At 45.4% G+C, this 23,761-nt stretch carries 27 protein-coding genes; 25 read left to right on the top strand and 2 right to left on the bottom strand.

The annotated features are described in order from the left end of the window. The first annotated feature begins 470 nt into the window (after nt 1-470). The 16 genes from glyA (at nt 471) to spoIID (ending at nt 15,749) form a co-directional block, all read left to right on the top strand. On the top strand, nt 471-1,706 hold the full coding sequence (gene glyA / locus LG330_RS15400; RefSeq protein WP_404405359.1) for a serine hydroxymethyltransferase: 1,236 nt from the start codon (nt 471-473) through the stop codon (nt 1,704-1,706). A 538-nt stretch (nt 1,707-2,244) separates the two neighbouring features. Beyond that, nucleotides 2,245-2,874: a uracil phosphoribosyltransferase gene (gene upp, locus LG330_RS15395; RefSeq protein WP_039811537.1), complete on the top strand. Its 630-nt coding sequence runs from the start codon at nt 2,245-2,247 to the stop codon at nt 2,872-2,874. A gap of 24 nt (nt 2,875-2,898) precedes the next feature. Beyond that, nucleotides 2,899-4,044, top strand: coding sequence for a non-hydrolyzing UDP-N-acetylglucosamine 2-epimerase (wecB, locus tag LG330_RS15390; RefSeq protein WP_404405357.1), 1,146 nt, complete (start codon nt 2,899-2,901; stop codon nt 4,042-4,044). Nucleotides 4,045-4,603: 559 nt separating this feature from the next. Further along, nucleotides 4,604-4,822: an AtpZ/AtpI family protein gene (locus LG330_RS15385; RefSeq protein WP_404405355.1), complete on the top strand. Its 219-nt coding sequence runs from the start codon at nt 4,604-4,606 to the stop codon at nt 4,820-4,822. Nucleotides 4,823-4,826: 4 nt separating this feature from the next. Continuing rightward, complete coding sequence (locus tag LG330_RS15380) at nt 4,827-5,213, top strand: ATP synthase subunit I (protein ID WP_404405353.1); 387 nt, start codon at nt 4,827-4,829, stop codon at nt 5,211-5,213. A gap of 5 nt (nt 5,214-5,218) precedes the next feature. Further along, nucleotides 5,219-5,929 (top strand): F0F1 ATP synthase subunit A, encoded by a 711-nt coding sequence (gene atpB / locus LG330_RS15375; RefSeq protein WP_404405351.1) that lies wholly within the window; start codon nt 5,219-5,221, stop codon nt 5,927-5,929. An 88-nt stretch (nt 5,930-6,017) separates the two neighbouring features. Further along, complete coding sequence (gene atpE / locus LG330_RS15370) at nt 6,018-6,230, top strand: F0F1 ATP synthase subunit C (RefSeq protein ID WP_039813889.1); 213 nt, start codon at nt 6,018-6,020, stop codon at nt 6,228-6,230. A gap of 180 nt (nt 6,231-6,410) precedes the next feature. Further along, nucleotides 6,411-6,929 (top strand): F0F1 ATP synthase subunit B, encoded by a 519-nt coding sequence (gene atpF, locus LG330_RS15365; protein WP_404405349.1) that lies wholly within the window; start codon nt 6,411-6,413, stop codon nt 6,927-6,929. Then, nucleotides 6,926-7,462, top strand: a complete 537-nt coding sequence (locus LG330_RS15360) for a F0F1 ATP synthase subunit delta (protein ID WP_404405346.1) — start codon at nt 6,926-6,928, stop codon at nt 7,460-7,462. Before atpF ends, LG330_RS15360 begins: the two co-directional genes overlap by 4 nt. 26 nt (nt 7,463-7,488) lie before the next feature. Further along, on the top strand, nt 7,489-8,997 hold the full coding sequence (gene atpA, locus LG330_RS15355; RefSeq protein ID WP_404405344.1) for a F0F1 ATP synthase subunit alpha: 1,509 nt from the start codon (nt 7,489-7,491) through the stop codon (nt 8,995-8,997). 39 nt (nt 8,998-9,036) lie between these two features. Further along, nucleotides 9,037-9,900 carry a F0F1 ATP synthase subunit gamma gene (locus LG330_RS15350; RefSeq protein ID WP_404405342.1) on the top strand — a complete coding sequence of 288 codons (864 nt, stop codon included), beginning with the start codon at nt 9,037-9,039 and terminating at the stop codon, nt 9,898-9,900. A 263-nt stretch (nt 9,901-10,163) separates the two neighbouring features. After that, a complete protein-coding gene (atpD, locus tag LG330_RS15345) occupies nt 10,164-11,573 on the top strand; it encodes a F0F1 ATP synthase subunit beta (RefSeq protein WP_404405340.1) in 1,410 nt (469 codons plus the stop codon). Between the two features lie 22 nt (nt 11,574-11,595). Then, nucleotides 11,596-12,000 (top strand): F0F1 ATP synthase subunit epsilon, encoded by a 405-nt coding sequence (locus tag LG330_RS15340; RefSeq protein ID WP_404405338.1) that lies wholly within the window; start codon nt 11,596-11,598, stop codon nt 11,998-12,000. A 332-nt stretch (nt 12,001-12,332) separates the two neighbouring features. Further along, complete coding sequence (locus LG330_RS15335) at nt 12,333-12,563, top strand: DUF1146 family protein (RefSeq protein ID WP_039811510.1); 231 nt, start codon at nt 12,333-12,335, stop codon at nt 12,561-12,563. Between the two features lie 453 nt (nt 12,564-13,016). Continuing rightward, nucleotides 13,017-14,327 carry a UDP-N-acetylglucosamine 1-carboxyvinyltransferase gene (murA, locus tag LG330_RS15330; protein WP_404405336.1) on the top strand — a complete coding sequence of 437 codons (1,311 nt, stop codon included), beginning with the start codon at nt 13,017-13,019 and terminating at the stop codon, nt 14,325-14,327. Between the two features lie 429 nt (nt 14,328-14,756). Continuing rightward, the gene (gene spoIID / locus LG330_RS15325) at nt 14,757-15,749 is read left to right on the top strand and encodes a stage II sporulation protein D (RefSeq protein WP_404405334.1); all 993 of its coding nucleotides are present in this window, start codon (nt 14,757-14,759) and stop codon (nt 15,747-15,749) included. Between the two features lie 176 nt (nt 15,750-15,925). Here the strand turns inward: spoIID and LG330_RS15320 are convergent, their stop codons facing one another. After that, nucleotides 15,926-16,360: a VanZ family protein gene (locus LG330_RS15320; protein ID WP_404405332.1), complete on the bottom strand. Its 435-nt coding sequence runs from the start codon at nt 16,358-16,360 to the stop codon at nt 15,926-15,928. 124 nt (nt 16,361-16,484) lie between these two features. On the opposite strand from LG330_RS15320, the gene LG330_RS15315 reads away from it, so the two are divergent. The 9 genes from LG330_RS15315 to LG330_RS15275 all read left to right on the top strand — a co-directional run bounded on the left by LG330_RS15315 (nt 16,485) and on the right by LG330_RS15275 (nt 23,047). Further along, the gene (locus LG330_RS15315; RefSeq protein WP_404405330.1) at nt 16,485-17,171 is read left to right on the top strand and encodes a peptidoglycan DD-metalloendopeptidase family protein; all 687 of its coding nucleotides are present in this window, start codon (nt 16,485-16,487) and stop codon (nt 17,169-17,171) included. Nucleotides 17,172-17,234: 63 nt separating this feature from the next. Continuing rightward, a complete protein-coding gene (spoIIID, locus tag LG330_RS15310; RefSeq protein ID WP_404405327.1) occupies nt 17,235-17,498 on the top strand; it encodes a sporulation transcriptional regulator SpoIIID in 264 nt (87 codons plus the stop codon). Nucleotides 17,499-17,840: 342 nt separating this feature from the next. Then, on the top strand, nt 17,841-18,842 hold the full coding sequence (locus LG330_RS15305) for a rod shape-determining protein (RefSeq protein ID WP_404405325.1): 1,002 nt from the start codon (nt 17,841-17,843) through the stop codon (nt 18,840-18,842). 118 nt (nt 18,843-18,960) lie between these two features. Further along, on the top strand, nt 18,961-19,800 hold the full coding sequence (locus LG330_RS15300) for a flagellar hook-basal body protein (protein WP_404405323.1): 840 nt from the start codon (nt 18,961-18,963) through the stop codon (nt 19,798-19,800). 12 nt (nt 19,801-19,812) lie between these two features. Then, the gene (locus tag LG330_RS15295; protein WP_404405320.1) at nt 19,813-20,649 is read left to right on the top strand and encodes a flagellar hook-basal body protein; all 837 of its coding nucleotides are present in this window, start codon (nt 19,813-19,815) and stop codon (nt 20,647-20,649) included. Between the two features lie 15 nt (nt 20,650-20,664). Next, a complete protein-coding gene (locus tag LG330_RS15290) occupies nt 20,665-20,919 on the top strand; it encodes a DNA-directed RNA polymerase subunit beta (RefSeq protein WP_404405317.1) in 255 nt (84 codons plus the stop codon). A 14-nt stretch (nt 20,920-20,933) separates the two neighbouring features. Further along, nucleotides 20,934-21,356, top strand: coding sequence for a 3-hydroxyacyl-ACP dehydratase FabZ (fabZ, locus tag LG330_RS15285; RefSeq protein WP_404405315.1), 423 nt, complete (start codon nt 20,934-20,936; stop codon nt 21,354-21,356). Nucleotides 21,357-22,046: 690 nt separating this feature from the next. Continuing rightward, nucleotides 22,047-22,337 (top strand): hypothetical protein, encoded by a 291-nt coding sequence (locus LG330_RS15280; protein WP_404405313.1) that lies wholly within the window; start codon nt 22,047-22,049, stop codon nt 22,335-22,337. A 326-nt stretch (nt 22,338-22,663) separates the two neighbouring features. Further along, the gene (locus tag LG330_RS15275; protein WP_404405311.1) at nt 22,664-23,047 is read left to right on the top strand and encodes a hypothetical protein; all 384 of its coding nucleotides are present in this window, start codon (nt 22,664-22,666) and stop codon (nt 23,045-23,047) included. A gap of 268 nt (nt 23,048-23,315) precedes the next feature. Here the strand turns inward: LG330_RS15275 and LG330_RS15270 are convergent, their stop codons facing one another. Next, nucleotides 23,316-23,741, bottom strand: coding sequence for a YwpF family protein (locus tag LG330_RS15270; RefSeq protein WP_404405309.1), 426 nt, complete (start codon nt 23,739-23,741; stop codon nt 23,316-23,318). Between the last annotated feature and the right edge of the window lie 20 nt (nt 23,742-23,761).

The raw sequence follows: 23,761 nt of genomic DNA, 5'->3' as shown, positions 1-23,761 counted from the left end.
AGGTTAAACAGTTGTGGTAAGGATGCGTTCAATTAAGGAGAGCGGTGAATCGATTCATACAGGAGATGAACCATAAAAGTGGAGGGGTGAATCAATTATTTTGTCCATACCGGTCATTGAGCCAATTGTGTACATCGCTGATTCAATTATTTCGGGGGCTGAGCCATATATCTTTAGAAATGAACCAATTAATCTTCACCAACTGATCAACCAGTCAAGGTCTATTCCAACACAGGCTTTATAAACCACACAAAACCATTCAATTCCGAAAATAGTCGATCAAAATACAAAAATTTATTACAGATTTCCTGAGAAATATTCGTCTTTTAGATGTAAAAAGCCAATGTAAGCGCATAACAACACCCTTTATGTCAAAAACAGCATTTTCACAATCATCAAAAACATGTTAAGATGAAGAAGATTTTTGACCAAAGACGGGAACAGACCCGGGACATGAGGGAGGATTCACAATGAATAAGATTCAACAGCAGGATCAGGCATTATTCGAAGCAATGCAGGACGAACTGAAGCGCCAGCGTACGAAAATCGAGCTGATCGCGTCAGAGAATTTTGTAAGTGAAGCAGTCATGGAAGCGCAAGGATCAGTACTAACGAACAAATACGCAGAAGGTTACCCTGGACGCCGCTACTATGGCGGCTGTGAGCACGTGGATGTCGCTGAAAACCTTGCACGCGACCGCGCGAAAGAAATTTTCGGTGCAGAGCATGCGAATGTTCAGCCGCACTCAGGTGCACAGGCTAATATGGCTGTCTATTTCTCAGTACTAAAGCCGGGCGACACGGTTCTTGGTATGAACCTGTCTCATGGAGGTCACTTAACGCACGGAAGTCCAGTAAACTTCAGCGGTGAACTTTACAATTTCATCGAGTACGGTGTAGGCGAAAAAGACGAGCTCATCGATTATGAGGATGTCCGTCAAAAAGCGCTTGAGCACAAGCCGAAAATGATTGTAGCCGGTGCGAGTGCATACTCACGCACAATCGATTTCGCTAAATTCCGTGAAATCGCTGATGAAGTGGACGCATACTTAATGGTTGATATGGCGCATATCGCAGGTCTTGTAGCAACTGGTGTACACCCGTCTCCGGTGCCGCACGCACATTTTGTTACAACAACAACGCACAAAACACTTCGCGGACCACGTGGAGGCATGATTCTTTGTAAAGAAGAATTCGCGAAAAAAATCGATAAGTCAATCTTCCCTGGCGTGCAGGGCGGACCGTTAATGCACGTTATCGCTGCAAAAGCAGTGGCATTCGGTGAAGCAATGAAGCCTGAATTTAAAGACTATATTGATCAGGTTGTTAAAAATGCAAAGGCAATGGCAGAAGCGTTCAAGAAAAATGGGATCGATATCGTCTCAGACGGAACTGATAACCATCTTGTGCTTGTGAACCTGCGCTCGCTGAATCTGACAGGTAAAGTGGCTGAAAAAGTACTTGATGATATCGGCATCACTGTTAATAAAAATACGATTCCATTTGACCCTGAAAGCCCGTTCGTTACAAGCGGTATCCGTATCGGAACACCAGCTGTCACATCACGCGGCTTCAAGGAAAAAGAAATGGAAGAAATCGCTGAACTGATTGCAAACGCGCTGAAAAACCACGAGGACGAAGCAAAGCTGAAAGACGCTGCAGCAAAAGTCGAAGAGATCACAAGCCGTTTCGCGTTATACGAGTAAATTTTGGAGACTGTCCTTCATTGGGCAGTCTTTTTGATTTGTTAAGGGCATGAAGAGAGTGTGGTGCAGGTCGGGTAATAACATTCAAAGCGGGGAATGCTACATCCATGCGGTGGATTGCGACAAGTTCCCGGGTGTATCGCTACATCCTGCAGCACAATCGCTACAACTTCAGCGTAGTCAGCGAAAAGTAACCAGCAACCGTCAAAATTTTTAGTACAATTACCATTACGTAACACTTCCCATATATCATACGGACGTTTCTTGTAAAAAATCTGCAAGTATGATAACTTTCGTAAGGATTTGCTTTATAATAATATGAAGAAATGAATATTACATATGTGTTCTTCAAACATTTTTTATCATATTCAGCAAAATATTGGAGTGGGGGGACGGAGACTCCTGCACCAGGGAAGGGCAGGCGAGACCCCGGAAATGCGTAGCATTGAGGAGGCTCGGCGCCCGGGTGCGGAAAGCGCAGTCCCCCACGGAAATATTTTGCGGTGGTTGGAGAACCTATAATAAAGGAGTGACAGGTGTGGGAAAAGTATACGTATTTGATCATCCGCTGATTCAGCACAAGCTGACGCACATCCGCGATGAACAGACTGGAACAAAGGATTTTCGTGAACTAGTAGATGAAGTGGCAACACTCATGGCTTTTGAAATCACACGCGACCTACCAATGGAAGAAATTGATTTGAAAACGCCGGTAAGCCAGACGAAAGGTAAAGTCCTTTCTGGTAAAAAGCTTGCGATCGTCCCAATCCTGCGTGCAGGTATCGGAATGGTAGATGGGATTTTGAAAATGATTCCTGCAGCTAAGGTTGGACACGTTGGTTTGTACCGCGACCCTGAAACACTAAAGCCGGTTGAATACTACGTGAAGCTTCCTTCAGATGTTGAAGAGCGCGATTTCATTCTGGTTGATCCAATGCTTGCAACAGGCGGATCAGCAGTTGAAGCGATTAACTCTCTTAAAAAGCGCGGAGCAAAAAACATCAAGTTCCTATGCCTTGTAGCAGCACCGGAAGGCGTTGAGGAAATTAAAAAAGAACATGATGATGTAGACATTTATATTGCAGCCCTTGATGAAAAACTGAATGAAAAAGGTTACATTGTCCCTGGTCTTGGAGACGCGGGTGACAGATTATTCGGTACAAAATAAGCGATATCATTAAAGGAGAAACTCATGTCTAAACGTATAAAAGTGATGACGATCTTCGGTACAAGACCAGAAGCGATTAAAATGGCACCACTTGTACTTGAACTCAAAAAACAGGATCAGTATTTCGAACCAATCGTGACTGTAACAGCTCAGCACCGTCAAATGCTTGATCAGGTTATGGACATTTTCGGAATCACACCAGACCACGATTTAAATATCATGAAGGACCGCCAGACGTTGACTGGCATCACGACACGTGCGCTTGAAGGCCTTGATCGTATTATGAAAGAAACGAAGCCTGACATCGTACTTGTTCACGGTGATACAACAACGACTTTCGTCGCAGGACTTGCTGCATTTTACAATCAGATCGCAGTCGGGCATGTCGAAGCGGGTCTTCGTACATGGAATAAATATTCCCCGTACCCTGAAGAGATGAACCGCCAGCTGACGGGTGTAATGGCAGACCTGCATTTCGCACCAACAGATCAGTCAGCAGATAATCTTATTCAGGAAAACAAGCCTAAAGAAAACATCTTTGTTACAGGTAACACAGCGATCGACGCGTTATCTACAACTGTAAATGCAGATTACCAAAGTGATATTCTTGATCAGCTAAACGGAGACCGTCTGATCCTTGTTACTGCGCACCGCAGGGAAAACCTTGGTGAGCCGATGAAAAATATGTTCCGTGCGATCAAGCGTGTTGTGGATGAGCAAAAGGATGTGCAGGTTGTGTATCCTGTTCACCTGAACCCGGCTGTACGTGAAATTGCGCAGGACATCCTCGGTGGAGACGATCGTATCCACCTGATCGATCCGCTGGATGTCATTGACTTCCACAACTTTGCGTCAAAAGCACACCTGATTCTGACAGATTCAGGCGGCGTGCAGGAAGAAGCGCCATCACTTGGTGTACCAGTGCTTGTGCTGCGTGATACAACAGAACGCCCTGAAGGTATCGCAGCAGGTACACTGAAGCTTGCCGGAATCGAAGAAGAACAGATTTACAATATGGCAACGGAACTGCTGACAGATGAAGCGGCTTATCAGGCTATGTCGAAAGCATCCAACCCATACGGTGACGGAAAAGCATCTGCCCGCATTGCAGAAGCGATCCGCTACTACTTTAAAGAAACAGATCAGCGCCCGGATACATTCCGCGTGTAAAACAAATCCCGCTCCTGGGTTAGGGGCGGGATTTTCTTATATACGTTTTGTGGTGAGGTGCGATAAAGTTGAAAGGTGAATGAATAATAGTGAAAGGTGATAGATATCTTCCGAAAGCCTATAGATAAATCTACCGCACCCCGTGCAAAAGTAGAATAAACTAAAAGGTGACAGATAAAATCGAAAAGATGATTGAATAACCAGCCCAGGTGAAAGAATTAGCCCACCACACCCACAGCGTTCCTCCATCTAACACCCGAACTCTGCCATCCACCAATCCCGTTAACCACTCACTAGTCTTCTCACCAAAACAGGACACACCCCAAACCAAAAAACAACTCCCAAACACCGCTCAAAATTCCGTTTTGTCAAAAATGTGAACACACAAACTTCTATATGTGATCAATTGAACTTTTTGTCGAGATCGCGTTGACATCATTTAGTGCCTATTGTATGCTTTTAAAGGGTATAATGATAAGGTTTTCATAGACTTGAAATTACACATAAAACCTGTCGATATCCGCCCTCAATTTCATTCTCAGATTGTGAGGATGCACTCATGCGTCAGTCAAGACGTCCGTTCCATGCGATGGCCCTTTATTCGGCCATTCTGTCACAATTAACCGGCTCCGTACTCATCGGAATTTTTGGTGGGAGATGGCTTGATCGTCATTTGGAAACAGAACCGCTGTTTATGATCATCGGATTACTTCTGGGTTTATCAGCAGGAATCTATGCGATGCTTCGCACAGTGAAACAATTCGACTCAGGAGAGTAGCTAAATGCCTGACATCAGAAAGCATTTTTCACGGTACACCAAGTACATATTTTACTTGTTATCGATGTTTGTCCTCGGCTTCGGGTTCACACCTTTCCCGGATGTTTTTCTCGGTCTGATACTGGGAACTTCTTTCAGCCTGCTTAATCTTTGGCTAATGAAGAACAGAATGGAAAAGTTTGATCGTGCGATGGACGAAGGCAGAAAAGTGCGTTCGCTTGGAACACTATCACGTATGGCCTCAGCAGGAGTAGCGGTGCTCATTGCACTGGAATTTCCGGAACTCATTCATTTGATTTCCACTGTATTTGGATTAATGATGGTTTATTTCGTCATTATGATAGATTATTTATTGCAGCAAGTCCTACACAAGAAGCGGGAAGAGAGGTGAAATAAATGAATCATGAAGCGCCATTAGCAGAATTTCTGGGGCTGACCTTTAATCTCTCCAATGTCTTAATGATTACCGTCGCATCCGCAGTTGTATTTTTAATTGCAGTCCTATCCACACGCGCCCTGGCGATGAAGCCAACCGGGATGCAGAACTTTATGGAGTGGATCATGGATTTTGTGCGGAATATCATCAAGAGTAACATGGATTGGAAAACCGGAGGAAGCTTTCACATTTTAGGGATTACACTCATTATGTATGTTGCGATTTCGAACTTTTTAGGTTTACCTTTTGCGATTACATATGATCACTATCTCTGGTGGAAATCACCGACAGCTGATCCAATCGTTACAATGACTCTTGCTGTTATGGTAATCGCGCTTACGCATTACTACGGCATACGCATGAAAGGCTTCAGAGAATACGGAAGAGATTTCTTCCGACCAATGGGTTTCTTATTCCCGCTTAAGATTATTGAAGAATTTGCAAACACGCTAACGCTTGGTTTGCGTCTTTACGGTAACATCTATGCAGGTGAGATCCTACTCGGTCTTCTTGCAGGAAGTCTGGCAACAGGTTTCTTTGGTCACATTGCGGCGGTTATTCCAACGCTTGCATGGCTTGGTTTCTCCGTGTTCATCGGTGGTATCCAGGCGTTCATTTTCGTAATGTTAACGATGGTTTATATGGCGCACAAAGTGAGCTCTGACCATTAATATATTTACCTGTTCAGTTACTGAACAAACATTTACACAAAAAATTATTTACCCACACTAAGGAGGACATATCCAAATGACAGGTTCAATTGGTCTTTTAGCAGCAGCACTAGCAGTAGGTTTAGCAGCACTAGGTGCAGGTATCGGTAACGGTATGATCGTATCTAAAACAGTAGAAGGTATCGCACGTCAGCCAGAAGCACGTGGTATGCTTCAAACTACAATGTTCATCGGGGTAGCACTAGTTGAGGCCGTTCCGATCATCGCAGTAGTTATCGCGTTCATCGTACAAGGTCAATAATATTTCACATAAAATGGCGAAGATCACATCGTGACATGCTTCGCCATTTTTTACAGAACATCTGACTCTAAAATGAATTTCTACCTATTATAAAGACTGATTAATGTTAATCAGTCATCGCCTTACGAATCAACACTAACTTTCCGTATTTGACTGACTTCTGAAGGGAGTGAAACGAGCGTGTTCACACTTGATGCATTTGTACTTGGAGCCAGTGGCTTCAGTGAGGGAGACATCCTTTTCCAATTAGCGATGTTCATCCTTTTACTAGCATTACTTAAGAAATTCGCATGGGGTCCGTTAATGGGCATCATGAAACAGCGTGAAGACCACATCGCAGGCGAAATCGAAGCGGCTGAAAAAAGTCGTACAGAAGCGAAGCAGCAGCTTGAAGAGCAGCGCCAGCTTTTGAAAGAAGCTCGTCAGGATGCGCAGGAACTAATTGAAAACGCCCGCAAACAGGGTGATGCTCAGCGTGAAGAAATTATTCTTGCAGCGCGTGCAGAATCAGAGCGTATGAAAGAAGCGACACTTCGCGAAATCGAAACAGAAAAAGACCAGGCAGTTGCAGCACTACGCGAGCAGGTTGCTACATTATCAGTACTGGTTGCTTCTAAAGTAATTGAAAAAGAACTGACAGTTGCAGAACAACAGCAGCTGATCAATGAAACAATTGCAAAGGCAGGGGATCTGCGATGAGCAAATCAACTGCAGCAGCGCGTTACGCACAGGCACTTTTTGAGCTTGCAGTAAAGCACGGCCAGACAGATCAGATTGAAGAGGATCTTCGCACAGTACGCCAGGTGTTTACACAGACGCCTGAACTGACAAAGCTCCTTCAGTCTCCTAAATGGTCAAAAGATCAAAAAAAGCAGCTGATCGAGGCATCGTTCAGCGGCATTTCACAGCACGTGCTGAACACAATGTACATTCTGGTTGACCGCCGTCGTAACAATGAGATGGTTGAGCTTGCAGATGAGTACATTAACCGTGCATTAAATGCACGCGGTACAGCCGTAGCACACGTATCATCAGCAACAAAGCTATCAGACGCAGATAAAGAAGCAATTTCTGCTTCATTTGCTCCGAAAGTCGGAAAGCAGCGTCTTGACATTCATAATCACGTAGACTCAGCACTTCTTGGCGGCATTCGCATCCGCATTGGGAATCGTATCTTTGACGGTACCCTTCGCAATAAGCTAAATCGCCTGGAACGTGAACTGAAACGATAAGATCCACGAAATGAGGGGTGACATTCATGAGCATCAAAGCTGAGGAAATCAGTGCGCTGATTAAACAGCAGATTGAAAACTATCAATCGGATATCGAAGTAACGGAGGTTGGTACTGTTATCGAAATTGGTGACGGTATCGCACGTGCTCATGGCCTTGATAACGTTATGGCTGGAGAGCTTGTTGAATTCTCTAACGGCGTTATGGGTATGGCGCAAAACCTTGAGCAGAACAATGTCGGTATCATTATCCTTGGACCATACCGAGACATTAAAGAAGGCGACGAAGTTCGCCGTACAGGCCGTATCATGGAAGTTCCAGTTGGAGAAGAAATGATTGGTCGCGTAGTAAACCCGCTTGGACAGCCAGTTGATGGTCTAGGTCCGATCAACACATCTAAATCACGTCCAATCGAAAGCCCGGCACCAGGCGTAATGGCACGTAAGTCAGTACACGAGCCACTTCAGACTGGTATTAAAGCGATCGATGCACTTGTTCCAATCGGCCGTGGCCAGCGTGAGCTGATCATCGGTGACCGTCAGACTGGTAAAACATCTGTAGCGATCGATACAATCCTGAACCAGAGAGATCAGGACATGATCTGTATCTACGTTGCAATCGGACAAAAAGAATCGACAGTACGTGGTACAGTTGAAACACTTCGAAAGCACGGCGCACTTGATTACTCAATCGTCGTAACGGCATCAGCATCACAGCCTGCTCCATTATTATTCCTAGCACCATACACAGGCGTAACAATGGGTGAAGAATTCATGCTTAACGGCAAGCACGTGCTTGTTGTATATGATGACTTAACAAAACAGGCATCTGCATACCGTGAACTTTCACTACTACTTCGCCGTCCTCCAGGTCGTGAAGCATATCCTGGTGACGTATTCTACCTTCACAGCCGCCTTCTTGAGCGTGCAGCGAAGCTGAATGAAACATTGGGCTCAGGTTCAATCACAGCACTACCATTCGTTGAGACACAGGCAGGGGATATCTCAGCTTATATTCCAACGAACGTAATCTCAATTACTGATGGACAGATCTTCCTTCAGTCAGATCTATTCTTCTCGGGTGTACGTCCTGCGATCAACGCCGGTCTTTCAGTATCTCGTGTTGGTGGATCTGCACAGATCAAAGCGATGAAGAAGGTATCCGGTACACTGCGTCTTGACCTTGCAGCATACCGTGAGCTTGAAGCATTCGCGCAGTTCGGTTCTGACCTTGATAAAGCAACTCAGGCAAAACTGAACCGTGGTGCACGTACTGTTGAAGTACTAAAGCAGGACCTGAACAAGCCGCTTAAAGTAGAAAAGCAGGTAATGATCCTTTACTCATTAACTAAAGGACACCTTGATGATATCCCAGTAGAAGACATTCGCCGTTTCGAAAACGAATTCCTAAGCTGGATGGATCAAAACCACAAAGAACTGCTGGATCACATCCGCACAACGCAAGGTCTGCCTGAAGACAGTGATATGGAAGCAGCAATCAACGGATTCAAGAAGACTTTTGCTAAAAGCGAGTAATTAAACCAGCATTTCAACTTTAAAGGGTGGTGAGAACCAGTGGCATCGTTACGCGATATTAAAAACAGAATCACGTCGACGAAAAAGACAAGTCAAATCACTAAAGCAATGGAAATGGTATCCGCATCCAAACTGTCCCGTGCAGAGGATAACGCGAAATCATTCAACCCTTACATGAATAAAATTCAGGAAGTGGTTGCTTCAATTGCAACAGGCGCTGCAGATGCATCACACCCGATGCTCAGCACACGCCCGGTGAAAAAGACTGCTTATCTCGTCATCACTTCTGACAGAGGACTTGCAGGAGCTTATAACTCCAACGTAATCCGTTCAGCAATGAATGCGATTAACACCCGTCACTCAAGCAAAGATGAGTATGTGATCCTTGCAGTCGGACGTGTAGGACGTGACTTCTTTGCTAAAAAAGGCATGAATATCATCGATAGCATCATTGGGTTACCCGACCAGCCAAGCTTTGCTGATATTAAAGAAATTACGGGGAAAGCAGTGGGCATGTATGCAGATGAAGCTTTTGACGAGCTTTACATGTACTACAACCACTTCGTCAGCGCAATTTCACAGGAAGTAACAGAGAAGAAGGTTCTCCCTCTGACAGATGTAGCAGCTGAAACAGGCGGTACGACATCTTATGAGTTTGAACCATCACCTGAAGCAATCCTTGAAGTGCTTTTACCACAATACGCAGAAAGCCTGATCTACGGCGCACTGCTTGATGGTAAAGCAAGTGAACACGCTGCCCGTATGACAGCAATGAAGAGTGCAACGGACAACGCCAAAGAGCTTATCGATTCACTATCATTATCATACAACCGTGCCCGCCAGGCCGCGATCACTCAGGAAATCACAGAAATCGTAGGCGGCGCCGCGGCGTTAGAAGACTAATATAGTTCAGTTAAGCTGCTCTTTTAAACAGCAGCTAGGCATGGACTGTAAAAACTTTATCAGAGAGTTGATCGGAGCGCAGGGCGGCGACTCCGGGACGAATAGTGGGAAGCTGAGTCCCCGGAGGCCGCAGGCTGAGGAGGCTCAGCAACCACCGTCCGGAAAGCGTCCGCCCGAAGCGCAGATCAATCTCTCGTTATCGAAAACCACATTTAGCCGGGCTTTCCCGCTCGGCTTCCACAAGCAAGCTAGGAGGGGAAATGATGAATAAAGGACGCGTTTTACAGGTCATGGGTCCAGTTGTTGACATTAAGTTTGACAATGGCCAGCTGCCTGACATTTATAACGCTCTAACAGTAGCATCAGGCTCAGCAGAAGCAGATGTACTAACGTTAGAAGTAGCACTTCACCTTGGTGATGATGCTGTTCGTACCATTGCGATGTCCTCCACAGACGGCATCCAGCGTGGAGCAGAGGTAACGGACCTTGGTTCACCAATTACTGTTCCTGTTGGAGATGCTACACTTGGACGCGTATTTAACGTACTTGGAGAAGCGATTGACCTTGCGGGAGATGTAGATGCAAGCGTTCAGCGTGACCCGATCCACCGTTTAGCACCAACATTCGAACAACTTTCAACTGACACAGAAATCCTTGAAACTGGAATCAAAGTAGTAGACCTGCTTGCTCCATACATCAAGGGTGGTAAAATCGGTCTCTTCGGAGGAGCCGGTGTTGGTAAAACCGTTCTGATTCAGGAACTGATCAACAACATCGCTCAAGAGCACGGCGGTATCTCAGTATTCGCCGGTGTTGGAGAGCGTACTCGTGAAGGAAATGACCTTTTCCACGAGATGACTGATTCAGGCGTAATTAAGAAAACAGCGATGGTATTCGGTCAGATGAACGAGCCGCCGGGTGCGCGTATGCGTGTTGCCCTGTCAGGTCTTACTATGGCAGAATTCTTCCGTGATGAGCAGGGACAGGACGTACTTCTGTTCATCGATAACATCTTCCGTTTCACGCAGGCAGGTTCTGAGGTATCAGCCCTTCTAGGCCGTATGCCATCAGCCGTTGGTTACCAGCCGACACTTGCAACTGAAATGGGTCAGCTTCAAGAGCGTATCACGTCGACAAATGTTGGTTCAGTAACATCGATCCAGGCGATCTACGTACCTGCCGATGACTATACTGACCCTGCACCGGCGACAACATTCGCCCACCTTGATGCAACGACAAACCTTGAGCGTAAGCTTTCTGAAATGGGTATCTACCCAGCCGTTGACCCGCTTGCTTCAACATCACGCGCACTTTCTCCAGAGATCGTTGGAGAAGAGCATTACGCAGTAGCACGTGAAGTTCAGCAGACGCTTCAGCGTTACAAAGAGCTTCAGGATATCATTGCCATCCTTGGTATGGATGAGCTTCAGGAAGAAGATAAGATGATCGTAGGACGCGCACGTCGTATCCAGTTCTTCCTATCTCAAAACTTCCACGTAGCAGAACAGTTTACAGGTCAGAAAGGTTCTTACGTTCCTGTTAAAGAAACAATCGCAGGATTCAAAGACATTCTTGCAGGTAAATACGATCACCTTCCTGAAGATGCATTCCGTCTAGTAGGACGCATCGAAGAAGTGCTCGAATCTGCTAAGAAGATGGGCGTAGAAGTATAATTAGGGACCAGGAGGGAAAAAAATGAAGACCGTTAACGTCAATATCGTTACTCCCGATGGCCCTGTGTACGAGTCTGCTGTAGAAATGGTGAGCACAAAAGCTCAGAGCGGGGAGCTCGGCATTCTGCCAGGGCACATCCCAATGGTTGCACCGCTAGAGATCGGCGCTGTCCGCCTGAAAAAAGAAGGACGCACTGAACTCGTAGCCGTAACCGGAGGCTTCCTTGAAGTCCGCCCGGAGCAGGTAACAATCCTAGCGCAGGCAGCAGAGCCCGCGCCAGACATTGATATCGACCGTGCAAAAGAAGCCAAGCAGCGGGCAGAGCGCCTTCTGCAGGCCAAACAGGACAACGTTGACTTCAAACGCGCAGAACTTGCACTTCGCCGTGCAATGAACCGCATTGATGTATACGAAAACAAAATGTAACTGATTTAACCGGCACCCTCCCCGGAATGGCTTCCATGCCAGGCCGGTAAGGGGCCGGTTTTTTGTTTGGGTTGATGGATTGTTTTTTCACAATATTTAGGCGGCACATTGGGGACGGAGTTGTCTGTTCCACTTTTAGAATGACTCTAAAAACGAATCACTGAACTCCGTCCCCAATGTGCCGCTATCAAAAAACAACCAGTACACAACACCCCTTCCAAAGAGGACTGACATCATACTTTATGAGCATTTTCACAAACTACGGACACATTCTCATTGAATTCTAAGAATTCTTTGATAGAATGACAAAGTTGGGAGAAAGGAGTCAGGATATGGCAGAGTTCGGACAGCAGGCACTTTTCAGCATGCTGATTCATTTAACTTTTATTGCATTAACGTTCTGGTCGATGCAGGCGCTCAGGTTTGACAAAGCGATCAGACCCAATAGAGTTTTCCAGGCAAGAGTATTATTTATACTAGTCAGCATCGCGATTGGCTCGACTGTTGCAAACTTTTTCTTATCATATACGACCTGGTCTCAGCAGCTGCCCTATCTTTGGTAGACACGGAATTGTCACAATGTAAAGGTTTTCATAATAAAAATCTAATGTTTTTTCAAAAAATGTGATTTTTTCATCTACCAAATCAGGAAGAAATGGTTTAACTTTAGTATGTTGTGGAATAGTCAAGCATGCACACTTAAACCGGTGGGGGCTATCTTGAACTCTTCATATATAAGAGAACGGAGTATATGGAAAGACAGTGTAATCTGTCGATAATAGAAGTATGGCATGTGAGGAATTTGTCAAATTGCCATGAATCATGACTTTCTTCTCTTGTATAAAAGAGTTCTAGAGTGATAAGATTTGTAATGTTTTAGTTTTTTAAAAGTTTACTTGTATATGAGACATTTATTGGATTAGCCTATTGCGCGATTGAAGCAGACGATATCACTTCAGTCACTTACATTGAATATGAATAGTATTATGAGAATGAAGACGCGGAGGGGAACTCACTTGGAAAAAATCATCGTACGTGGCGGTAACACGCTGCAAGGTTCAGTCAAAGTAGAAGGTGCTAAAAATGCAGTTCTTCCAATTTTAGCAGCAGCACTGTTAGCTGGAAAAGGGAAGAGTACATTACTAGAAGTACCTGCACTATCAGACGTAAAAACAATCAATCAGGTACTGACACATTTAAACGCAGATGTCAGCTACACAGTAGAAGAAAACAAAGTTATCGTGGATGCAAGCCAGGATCTTGCACCTGAAGCACCATTTGAATATGTACGTAAAATGCGTGCATCGGTTCAAGTCATGGGACCACTGCTTGCAAGAAACGGTCATGCAAGAGTTGCACTTCCTGGGGGCTGTGCAATCGGTTCACGACCAATTGATCTTCACCTGAAAGGCTTCGAAGCAATGGGCGCAGATGTAACTGTAGGAAATGGCTTTATCGAAGCGAAGACAGATGGCCGTCTTAAAGGCGCTAAAATCTATCTGGACTTCCCAAGTGTAGGTGCTACTGAAAATATCATGGCAGCTGCAACACTTGCAGAAGGCACGACAGTCATTGAAAACTGTGCAAAAGAACCTGAAATCGTAGACATGGCGAACTATATGAACAAAATGGGCGCTAAGATCAAAGGTGCAGGAACAGATACAATCCGTATCGAAGGTGTGGAAGAACTTCACGGTGCAGAACACACAATCATTCCTGACCGCATTGAAGCCGGTACATTCATGATCGCAGCAGCAATCACTGAAGGTGATGTTTTAATCGAAAATGCAGTACCTGAGCACTCAGCATCAGTCATCGCGAAGCTAAAAGAAATGGGCGTCACAGTCATCGAAGAAAACGAAGGCGTACGCGTAATCGGAAACGGCAACCTGAAGTCAGTAGACATCAAGACAATGCCACATCCGGGCTTCCCGACTGATATGCAGTCACAAATGATGGCGCTAATGCTGACAGCAAATGGCACAGGCGTAATCACTGAAACAGTATTTGAAAACCGCTTCATGCACGTTGAAGAATTCCGCCGCATGAATGCAAGCGTAAAAATCGAAGGACGTTCAACAATCATGAACGGACCAAGCAATCTGCAGGGAGCAGAAGTAGCAGCAACTGACCTTAGAGCAGGTGCAGCACTTATCCTCGCGGGACTCGTAGCAGATGGCTACACACAAGTAACTGAACTAAAACACCTTGACCGTGGTTACGTAAACTTCCACGAAAAGCTTGTCGCACTAGGTGCAAACGTAGAACGTGTAAGTGAAGAGACAGAAGCAAGAGTAGAAGCAGCCGCAACAGCAGTACGCGTATAATTTTACTGAACTCATACTTCTTATTCTTATACATCACGATACTCTGACTAATTATACGTATATAAGCAGTATACACACGCTGGGGCGTGGGTATACTGCTTTTTTTGTTTTGGAGAATTGAAACAAGGAAGCTGCTGAGATTGGAATAGATGGGTAAATGTATAGATGGATTCACTCATCTTTTGTGGTTAATCTATCACCTCTAAAATTAATTACGTCATCAATTCGGTATATTCTACTTGAGGTCAAATATGTCCAACTTTATCTATCAGCAGTAGCAATAATTCTATCATCTTTCAAATTAATTCCATCACCAATGAAATTTTTCATCCCACCACCCGCCTCCATCTGGCAAATTACGAAGGCTAGGGTCTGACCCCGCACTTCGCTGCATATACTCCCCCATAACCTATGTCTGGAGGGGTGAGGATGCACCAGCGGCTTAAGTTGTTTTTGTTATTTGCAGGATACTTTATACTATTACTCGCAATTCCGGCGTTTATTATTTCGCCTAAAGAAGATCAGAGGACTCCTTTGCCTGAAGAAGAGGAGCCGGCTGAACAGGTTGAGGAGCCTGAAGCTAATTTAGCTGTCCCTGTTATGAGGCAGGCGAGTGGTGAGGTTGAGACGGTGGACCTTGAAGCATATGTGTCGGGCGTGGTGGCAAGTGAGATGCCGGCTTCTTTTGAAAAGGAAGCATTAAAAGCGCAGGCGCTCGCAGCAAGAACGTATGTGACGAAATTTCTCTCGCATAGCGGAGATGAACCGATCACGGATACTACAACGCATCAGGTATATAAAAATGAGGATGAATTAAAAGACATTTGGAAAGACGATTATACTTGGAAGAAAAAAGCGATTGATGAAGCGGTAAATGAAACAAAAGGTGAAATCCTTACCTATGAGGGACAGCCGATTACAGCTGCATTTTTTTCTACGAGCAACGGCTGGACTGAAAATGCGAAGGATTATTGGGAAGAGGATGTCCCTTATTTAGCTTCAGTGGAAAGTAAATGGGATGAGCAGGCGGCTCCCGGCTTTTACCATGAAAAAAAGATACCGGTAAATGAATTTGAAGAGAAGCTGGGCATCAGTCTGTCTGCAGGCGAGCAGGGCAATATTCTGGAGCGGACGCCAGGTCATAGAATTAAATCGGTTGAAATAGCAGGTAAAACATTTAGCGGGAGAGAGATCCGTGAAACGCTTGATCTGCGTTCGACTGACTTTGAGTGGGTGCTGCAGGGTGATGAGGTTGTGATTAAAACAAAGGGGTTTGGTCATGGTGTGGGGATGAGTCAATACGGTGCGAACGGGATGGCGCTTGCAGGCAGCAGCTACAAGGAGATCGTCCATCATTATTTCAGCGGGGTGGAGATCACGTCAATTGGGGACGCGGTTCCTGCGCTGCTGGTGAAAAGATGAAAAAAGCAGCATTCCAGTAGCGGGATGCTGCTTTTTTTGAGGTGATGGCACTCGGTTGTGTATACGCAGCAGTCAATCGTGCATATAAAGCACTCAACCCGGGTGTATCGCGCACTGGGCAGGTGACTTACCTACCTCAGCAGGGAACATACTGCGTTCGTCAGCTACATTTAGAGCTACTCCTGAAAATACCCCTCAACACGCACAAACCATTTTCTCAGTCTGCTATCCTTTTTAACAAAATAAAAGCGCTGAATGAGGAAATAGACGACCAGTACGCCGGTCACGTCTTTTACAGCGTCTATAATCGTCGCTGAGCGGTATGGAACGAATGCCTGATGTATTTCATCTACAAAGCCGTAGAACGCTGCAAACACAGCTGCAAGGGTATGTGTAGCGACATTGAGCTTTCCATGGACAAGCAGTGCCGCAATAAATAAGAAATGGAGAATGCCAAATTCAACTATATGGAGAGACTCTTTTAGAAAACGGTCAAATGACCCGGATGGCAGTTCAATGACTGCATCGTGAGGTAAACTTGATAGCACCCAGATCAGGATCATATATATAAAAGGCAGAGTGGTGATAAACAGTTTAAGCCATTTGATCATGCGACAGAATCCTTTCCCAGTCGAGTACTATTTGGGATTGTATCATGCAGCACACGGTTTTGAAGAAAAAAATTGTGACAATGTATAGAATTTCCTCTAAGCGTTCAAAATGAGTGCTGAGGTGATGAAAATGATTAAGGGAGACAAAAATCAATCTACCCTGTCAGACAGCTTTAAAAAGTTTTTCAAAAAACGCTGGGCGGTACCTGCCATTTACCTTGGGTGTGCAGCGCTCGCGGTTGGAACTGTATTTTTTGTACAGGGACAAAAGGATTCAGAAGTCGCACAGGAGTCAACAGAAAGTCAGTATGTTTATCAGGAAGAAGCCAACGACTATACTTACGGTCCACCGGAAACAGCAGAAGTCAATCAGCCAGCTGAGAAGATGAGCCTGCCAGTCACTGACCCGGATGCAGTATCTGTTCATAAAGCGTTTTACGACCAGACAGCAGATGCAAGTGAGCAGCAGGAATCATTAATTGTTGTAAACCAGACGTACTACCCTAACCTTGGCGTTGATTTGGTACAGAATGGTGAGCCATTTGAAGTAACAGCTGCTATGAGCGGTACAGTTACACTGGTAGAAGAGGATCCGTTTATCGGTAACGCAGTGGAAATCGAGCATGACGGCTATGTCACACGCTATCAGGCAATCGAGGATATCACGGTTTCTGAAGGTGAGGAAGTCAGACAGGGACAGGTCATTGCACAGTCCGGTGTCAGCGAACTCAACCCGGAAGCAGGACTTCACGTACACTTTGAAGTGTTAAAAGATGGTCAGGCAATCGACCCGATGTCAATTACGCAATAATAGGTATATCTTAACCGCCTGCCGGCATATAATGCACAAACGGACCCACAGGAGGCCGGCACCGTGCATGAGTATATCAGAGAGAGAACAATCTCGGCTGGCAGGCACATCGTAGAGACAGAAGAAACGGTCCGCTCAATCGCAAAAATTTTTGGGGTATCTAAAAGCACAGTGCACAAAGACTTAACCGAGCGCCTGCCAAAACTAGATCCTGCGCTCGCAGACGAAGTAAAAACAATACTTCATTATCATAAAGCAATCAGACATTTAAGGGGCGGGGAAGCCACGAAAGCCAAATATGAAAAGCAGCAGCAACAATCCAACTGAAAAAGAGGAGGCCATCAATCAAACGTTTGTTTGGTTCATGACCTCCTCTTTTAGTTGTGGTAATATATACTTATTGGACTTTGCTTTCTTTGAAGTAGGGGGTCAGACCCCAGCCTTCAGCACCATCACGACTATATACCATAGACTATCTATAATATCAGTAAATATGACCGATATAATATGCGTATGCAAACACAAGGCAGATTCCATACATATTTGGCGGCGAACAGTGAAGGAGGGGGTCAGACCCTGCCCTTCACGAAGGCAAGGGTCTGACCCCCTCCTTCACTCACAACCCGTCCTAAACCAATAACCTGTGACTGAAGGGAGTCTTACAAAATAATGTTTTCGAAAGATATTGGAATTGACCTCGGGACAGCAAATCTGCTGATCCATGTAAAGGGTAAAGGAATTGTCCTGAATGAGCCGTCCGTCGTTGCAATCGATAAAAATACGAACCGCGTACTTGCAGTAGGTGAGGAAGCACGCAACATGGTCGGTAGAACGCCTGGTAACATTGTGGCGATCCGTCCGTTAAAAGACGGCGTTATCGCTGATTTTGACGTGACAGAAGCGATGCTGAAGCACTTTATTAATAAATTGAATTTAAGAGGCTTGATATCTAAGCCGCGCATTCTGATCTGCTGCCCGACAAATATCACAAGCGTTGAGCAAAAAGCAATTCGTGAAGCAGCTGAAAAAAGTGGCGGGAAACGCATTTTCCTTGAAGAGGAGCCGAAAGTCGCTGCAATTGGTGCAGGTATGGATATTTTCCAGCCAAGCGGTAACATGGTTGTGGATATTGGTGGCGGCACAACGGATGTAGCCGTGCTGTCAATGGGTGATATCGTCACATCCCAATCAATCAAAATGGCCGGTGACCAGTTTGACGCAGACATCTTGAACTACGTGAAAAAAGAGTACAAGCTGTTGATCGGTGAGCGAACAGCGGAAGCGATTAAGCTGAGTATTGCAACTGTATTTCCTGATTCGCGCGATGAAGAAATGGAAATTCGCGGCCGTGATATGGTCAGCGGATTACCAAGGACGATCACAATTAGATCAGCAGAAGTGGAAAAAGCACTTCGTGAATCAGTATCAGTCATTGTTCAGGCAGCGAAAAATGTGCTTGAAAAGACACCGCCTGAGCTTTCAGCGGATATCATTGACCGCGGCGTGATCTTAACAGGTGGCGGCGCACTGCTTCATGGCATTGATCAGCTGCTGGCTGAAGAGTTGAAAGTTCCTGTCTTTGTAGCTGAAAATCCAATGGATTGTGTTGCAATCGGTACAGGCATCATGCTTGAAAATATTGATAAGATCCCTCACCGGAAACTGGGATAATGGACTTTAGGAGATTCCTTCTGACAATGTCGAAAGGAGGAATCTCCTGAAATTTCATCCGCCTTTTGCAAAAACTTGTTATAATAAGTCACGGGTAAAAAATGATGAGGTGAAAATAATGTTCAGAGGATTTTACACAGTTGCAACCGGTATGCTTGCGCAGCAGAGAAAAACCGAAATGCTGACAAATAATATGTCTAACGTAAATACACCTGGCTTCAAGGCGGATCAGGCTTCGATGAGAGCATTTCCTGAGATGCTGCTTTCAAGTCTTGGAGGCTCCAAAGTTCCGACACAAAACGGACTGTCGTCCACAAGAATGACACCAGTCGGCGGCTTGAACACAGGTGTATACATGCAGGAAGCAGTCCCATTATTTACACAGGGAGACCTGCGTGAAACAGGGCTTTCCACTGACCTGGCTATTTTGCAGGGAGACCTCCCTATAAATGAGGAAACAGGCATTCCCGGCGCACTCTTTTTTACCCTTGAAAACGAAGACGGTGCAGACCGTTATACACGAAACGGCAACTTTGCCCTGGACGCTGACGGCTTTTTAACAACACCGGGTGGTCACTACGTACTGGATGAAAATGGCGCGAGAATTGAGCTTGAAAACGACCGTTTTGAAGTAACCGATGGCGGACAGATTGTCCAAAATGGTGTAAATATCGGCAGAATCGGCGTCGCCTATTCAGATGATCCACGTGTACTTGTAAAAGAAGGCGATGAACTGTACAGAGCGCCTGAAGGAACTGTATTTGAAAATGCCTATAATGTGGCAGACGCAGGCTTTTCCATGAACCAGGGCTCGCTTGAACGTTCAAATGTCGACAGTGCGAGAACGATGACCGATCTGATGACGTCATACCGTTCTTTTGAAGCGAACCAGAAAGTACTTCAGGCATATGACCGCAGCATGGAAAAAGCAGTGAACGAAGTCGGCAGGCTGAACTAAGGGGGCTAAATCATGATCCGTAACATGGTAACTGCAACAAATACAATGAATCAACTGCAGCAGCAGCTTGATCTGATCTCAAATAATATCGCCAACTCAGCAACAACAGGCTATAAGCAGACAACCGCTAACTTTAATTCACTGCTTCATCAGCAGGTGCAAAACCAGCGGGGAGATCAGGCACCGCGTATGACACCTGACGGCCTGAGACTTGGAAACGGCGCAAGAATTTCGCAGTCACAGCTGGTAGGAACACAAGGTTCACTTCAGCGTACAGATAGAGAGCTTGATTTTGCATTTAGCACTGAAAATCAATATTTTAAAGTGCTTGTCCAGTCGCCTGATGGTACATCCGAACAGAATTTCACACGTGCAGGCGGATTTTATCTGACGCCGGTAAACGATGATGAAGTCATGCTTGTCGACGGTCAGGGGAACGGCATTCTAAATCAAAATGACGAACTGATCATGCTCGATGGACCAGTAGATAATATTCAGCTGCAGGACAATGGTACACTTCTAGTGGAGTCAGGAGGTGTCCAGCAGACAGTAGAGCTTGGCATCGTTGATATTCAGCGTCCTCAGCTCATGGACCGCGTCTCAAGCGTCTACCTCGGCATCCCTGATAACCTTGCAGAACTTGGCGTTGAAGCAGGAGAGCTGATGGTTCAGATGGAAGGCGGGATCAGACAGACAATCGGCCTCGAACAGGGTGCCCTTGAGCAGTCAAATGTCGATTTATCAAAAGCATTTACTGAGCTCATTGAAGTTCAGAGAAATTACCAATTTCATTCAAGAGCCGTTTCAATCTCTGATCAGATGTCCGGTCTTGTAAACGGATTGCGTTAAAGGAGTTATTACGATATGTCTGAAACACGTTCAGAAAAAAAGCAAAAACCAGCAGCTGAGGAAAAGGAATCTAAAACCCCTAAATGGGTGCAGGTCCGCCTGTTTCCAATTCTGATCAGAGTTTTATTAGTCATCCTCCTTGCAGGTCTCAGCCTGGTCGTAGGACTCATGGTCGGCTACGGGATTATCGGAGACGGTTCACCGGCGGATGCGCTAAAACCTGAAACATGGACACATATACTAGACCTGGTTACACAGGATACAGAATAGCAGGAGGTTTTTTGATGTTAGACATTCAGCAGATTAAAGAAATTATTCCCCACCGCTACCCGTTTTTATTAATCGATAAAATGGTGGAAATCGAAGAAGGCAAACGCGCAGTGGCCATCAAAAATGTCACTGCCAACGAAGAATTCTTTAACGGACACTTCCCGGACTACCCGGTTATGCCAGGCGTACTAATCGTAGAAGCACTCGCCCAAACAGGCGCAGTCGCTATGCTGAAACAGGAAGACTACAGAGGAAAACTGGCTTTCTTCACAGGCATTGACAACTGCCGTTTCAAGCGTCAGGTCAAACCAGGCGACCAGCTCCGCCTCGAAGTCGAAATCGTCCGCATCAAAGGACCAATCGGCAAAGGGAAGGCAACAGCTACTGTAGATGGCGAAGTGGCATGTGAGACGGAGATTATGTTTGCGATTAAATAGAAAAGCGTAAGCAGGCGTTTAGGGGCGTACACGTTGGACTGAGGCGTCGGAGATAAAGGAAACACGGCGAACAGAGTGAGCCGATGTTGACTTATCGGACAGAGCCCGAGGGAAACGTGCTAGCCCCTGCCTGCTGGAGCTGGACAACATAGAAAAGCTTAAGGCGCTCGTTCAGCTCCGACAGGCATAAGACGCGGAGCGGAAAACGGGTGCTTTTCCCGTTTACCGGTGCGTGGCTTATGACCCGAGGAGCTAGCGCCTGAAGCTGGACAGTAGGAAAAGCGTAAGCGCCTTGGTCAGACCCGACAAGCGTAAGACGAGCTGAGAGAAATGGGCGACCTTTCCCATTTTCTCAGTGTGGCTTATGACTCGAGGGTCTAGGCGCTGAAGCTGGACAAAATAGAAAAGCGTAAGCGCCTTGGTCAGACCCGACAAGCGTAAGACGAGCTGAGAGAAATGGGTGACCTTTCCCATTTTCTCAGTGTGGCTTATGACTCGAGGGTCTAGGCGCTGAAGCTGGACAACATAGAAAAACGTAAGCGCCTTGATTAGCCCCGTAGGCGAAGATTTTAAAAAATGAGATTGAGCCACGCTCAGTTTCATTTTTTGTACCCATACATATTTCACATCTCTCCGGGGAAACTATCGACAGACCGTGATTGGTCACCCCAAAAAAAGGAGAGGAAATATATGAACAAATACATCAAACTGGCTGCCGGTTCACTGCTTGCAGCAGCACTTATGGTCGGCTGTAACGTAGATGACGGCAACAACAACGGCGCGCTTGAAAACCCTATGAACGACAATCGTGACAACAACGCACATGATAATAATAACAACCGCGTTGACGACGACTGGGGTATGGATGGCGACCGGAACAATGGCAACAACAATGGTATGATGAACGATGACAACAATAACCGTGAAGATATCATTGAAGATGAAATTGACCGTGAAGATCGCGATAAGCGAGACGAGTGATGATGACTGCCGGAGCAATCCGGCGGTTTTTTAATAATTTCAGTAGCGGCACAGCGGGGACGGAGTTGACTGATTCACTTTTATAATCATTCTAAAAATGGATCACTGAACTCCGTCCCCCTGTGCCGCCCAAAACAAGACTATTTCCACCCCTAGCCCCCGTAATCATGATAAAAGACATACGTCATACCTATGGGATGTATAGATGATTGTACTTTTAACTTTAATAGGGTAAAATGCACAGAGAGACTTTTCACTTCAAAGTTGAGCGCATCAGTCATTGGGAAATTATCGGATAGTAAAGAGCTAGGAGGTTCGTTTCTTATATGCTTCAACAATTGCCAACTGGGACTAAAATTAGTATTACCCGCTCCATCAACACTGCATTCGAGCAGTATATGGGTCAAATTGAATGGAATGAAGATCAGTTCAATATGATCGAATTCATGAACTCTTGGAGCAAATATATTACAACTCAGGCATCATGGTACGAAAACCTTGAGCCTAAAGTAAAAGAAAACCCTGAATTTCATGAACAACTTGCAAATAAAATTAATGAAACAATTGAAAAGGTGCTGGAAGAAGAACCAACACCGGCTCAAATCGAACGCATTGAGCAACTTCAGCTGAGCACTGGAAGCGAACTGGACTTCTCATGTAAAGCCGAAGCAAAATACGTGATTCAAACGCTTGAAAGAAAGCTTTCTTAATATACATAAGGCCTGTCCGGAATTCAGTTATGCTGAGTTTCTGAACAGGCCTTTTATTTAGCTTCTGTGAGGTTATCAATGTGACTGTAAATCTGCTGAATATGGCCTGGAATTTCAACAATGTGATCCGAAAAAATGAGAACCTGACTCGAAAATCAGCCAACAGACAAAACGTGACTTTAAATTCCCTGAATGTGACCCGGAAAAGTCCGAATGTGACCGCAAATATTGCCAGTCCGACCCGAAATTCCCGCCACCGTCGCCACTACTACTTCTTAATCCGCGGCTTCTCCAGCATCTGATGTCTAAACTCAGCCAGCAGCTCGTCACCTGAAATATCCTTCTGATTCAATATATAAGCAAGCAGGTCCTCAGCATATTCATTACGCTGGTTTCTCATATGCGCTGTAAACAGGACACTGACCTTATCTCCAATCGGCTTCACTTCATGCACCGTTGCAAAAAGCCCGGCAGGATCATTTTTTTCATTTGAAATGACCGCAAGCACTTCGATATCCTGATCGCTCTGCTGAAGACGCTGGAAATACTCTGTTTCAGTCCCATCTAAAAAAGCTTCTAAAATCCATGTCTGATGCTCATCTTCTTTATTAATAATTAAACCATCGTGAAGTTTGAAATGACGGATGGCCTCATCTTCAACGATCTGAATTCTCATCAGTTTAAATGTCTTCATACAATCCATCCTCCTGCTGC

Origin of the sequence: Jeotgalibacillus malaysiensis, assembly GCF_044789845.1 — a bacterium.
In the GTDB taxonomy this organism is placed as follows: domain Bacteria; phylum Bacillota; class Bacilli; order Bacillales; family Jeotgalibacillaceae; genus Jeotgalibacillus; species Jeotgalibacillus malaysiensis_A.
The sequence above is the reverse complement of the archived record's forward strand: the minus strand, read 5'-3'. Positions and strand labels throughout refer to the sequence as shown.

Bases quoted from the DNA above. Each gene is read 5' to 3' on its own strand.
- glyA (WP_404405359.1), top strand. From the start codon at position 471: ATGAATAAGATTCAACAGCAGGATCAGGCATTATTCGAAGCAATGCAG.
- wecB (WP_404405357.1), top strand. From the start codon at position 2,899: ATGTCTAAACGTATAAAAGTGATGACGATCTTCGGTACAAGACCAGAA.
- LG330_RS15385 (WP_404405355.1), top strand. From the start codon at position 4,604: ATGCGTCAGTCAAGACGTCCGTTCCATGCGATGGCCCTTTATTCGGCC.
- LG330_RS15380 (WP_404405353.1), top strand. From the start codon at position 4,827: ATGCCTGACATCAGAAAGCATTTTTCACGGTACACCAAGTACATATTT.
- atpB (WP_404405351.1), top strand. From the start codon at position 5,219: ATGAATCATGAAGCGCCATTAGCAGAATTTCTGGGGCTGACCTTTAAT.
- LG330_RS15360 (WP_404405346.1), top strand. From the start codon at position 6,926: ATGAGCAAATCAACTGCAGCAGCGCGTTACGCACAGGCACTTTTTGAG.
- atpA (WP_404405344.1), top strand. From the start codon at position 7,489: ATGAGCATCAAAGCTGAGGAAATCAGTGCGCTGATTAAACAGCAGATT.
- atpD (WP_404405340.1), top strand. From the start codon at position 10,164: ATGAATAAAGGACGCGTTTTACAGGTCATGGGTCCAGTTGTTGACATT.
- LG330_RS15340 (WP_404405338.1), top strand. From the start codon at position 11,596: ATGAAGACCGTTAACGTCAATATCGTTACTCCCGATGGCCCTGTGTAC.
- LG330_RS15335 (WP_039811510.1), top strand. From the start codon at position 12,333: ATGGCAGAGTTCGGACAGCAGGCACTTTTCAGCATGCTGATTCATTTA.
- spoIID (WP_404405334.1), top strand. From the start codon at position 14,757: ATGCACCAGCGGCTTAAGTTGTTTTTGTTATTTGCAGGATACTTTATA.
- LG330_RS15320 (WP_404405332.1), bottom strand. From the start codon at position 16,360: ATGATCAAATGGCTTAAACTGTTTATCACCACTCTGCCTTTTATATAT.
- LG330_RS15315 (WP_404405330.1), top strand. From the start codon at position 16,485: ATGAAAATGATTAAGGGAGACAAAAATCAATCTACCCTGTCAGACAGC.
- LG330_RS15305 (WP_404405325.1), top strand. From the start codon at position 17,841: ATGTTTTCGAAAGATATTGGAATTGACCTCGGGACAGCAAATCTGCTG.
- LG330_RS15300 (WP_404405323.1), top strand. From the start codon at position 18,961: ATGTTCAGAGGATTTTACACAGTTGCAACCGGTATGCTTGCGCAGCAG.
- LG330_RS15295 (WP_404405320.1), top strand. From the start codon at position 19,813: ATGATCCGTAACATGGTAACTGCAACAAATACAATGAATCAACTGCAG.
- LG330_RS15290 (WP_404405317.1), top strand. From the start codon at position 20,665: ATGTCTGAAACACGTTCAGAAAAAAAGCAAAAACCAGCAGCTGAGGAA.
- fabZ (WP_404405315.1), top strand. From the start codon at position 20,934: ATGTTAGACATTCAGCAGATTAAAGAAATTATTCCCCACCGCTACCCG.
- LG330_RS15280 (WP_404405313.1), top strand. From the start codon at position 22,047: ATGAACAAATACATCAAACTGGCTGCCGGTTCACTGCTTGCAGCAGCA.
- LG330_RS15275 (WP_404405311.1), top strand. From the start codon at position 22,664: ATGCTTCAACAATTGCCAACTGGGACTAAAATTAGTATTACCCGCTCC.
- LG330_RS15270 (WP_404405309.1), bottom strand. From the start codon at position 23,741: ATGAAGACATTTAAACTGATGAGAATTCAGATCGTTGAAGATGAGGCC.